Consider the following 688-nt stretch of genomic DNA (forward strand, 5'->3'; position numbering starts at 1 on the left):
ATGGACTCAGACGCGCGTCGGAGAGGCCCAGGCAGCCATGCGGGCACTCGGTGAGGCACACGACGCCTTGTCGAGCGAGGGCGGCGCACAGGCCCCGCCGTGGGCGTACTGGGTCAGCCGCGCCGAACTCGAGGTGATGGACGCCCGCGTCTTCACGGAACTGCACCGGCCGCTGCGCGCCGTGCCGCTCCTGACGGATGTACTCGGCCGGTACGACACCACGCATGCCCGCGAGTTGGCACTGTACCGGTCGTGGCTGGCCGTGGCGCTGGCGGACGCGAACGAGCCGGAACGGGCCGCGGCTGAGGCACAGCGCATCATCGCGTTGTCGGGCGAGCTGGCCTCAGACCGCACCGCGGCCCGAACGCGGGTAGTACTGGAACGGCTCCAACCGTATGCAGCAGTGCCCGAAGTGCGTGACGTTCTGAACGCCCACGGGCATCTGCTCCTGCACTGACCGCAACGTGAGCGCGCTCAACTGCTGCGGCTGTCCCAACACTCCGGGATGCCGCCCTGAACCACCGTCCCCCGCACCGTGGCGGGCTGCGGAGAATCGGAAGCAATGACGGGCGTACCGCCCATGTAGGTGGTGGCGCGCGCATGACCCAACAGCGCGTTGAAGCGGTTGTGCAGTTGCCGTGCGCTGAAAAGGTGCCTCTCGCTCGCCCAGTACCGGTCCATGTTCACG

General features: G+C 68.6%; 1 protein-coding gene and 1 pseudogene. One reads left to right on the plus strand and one right to left on the minus strand.

Annotation, left to right across the window (positions count from 1 at the left end; all coding sequences use genetic code 11):
- Positions 1-457 (plus strand): NsdA family TPR-like regulatory protein (locus ABD378_RS43380; protein WP_486389312.1); only part of this gene is annotated, 457 nt, incomplete at its 5' end.
- A 17-nt stretch (positions 458-474) separates the two neighbouring features.
- Here ABD378_RS43380 and ABD378_RS43385 read toward each other — a convergent pair.
- Positions 475-688 (minus strand): annotated as a pseudogene (locus ABD378_RS43385) (hypothetical protein); the annotation flags it as partial.

The organism is Streptomyces rectiviolaceus, assembly GCF_039533825.1.
Classification (GTDB): domain Bacteria; phylum Actinomycetota; class Actinomycetes; order Streptomycetales; family Streptomycetaceae; genus Streptomyces; species Streptomyces rectiviolaceus.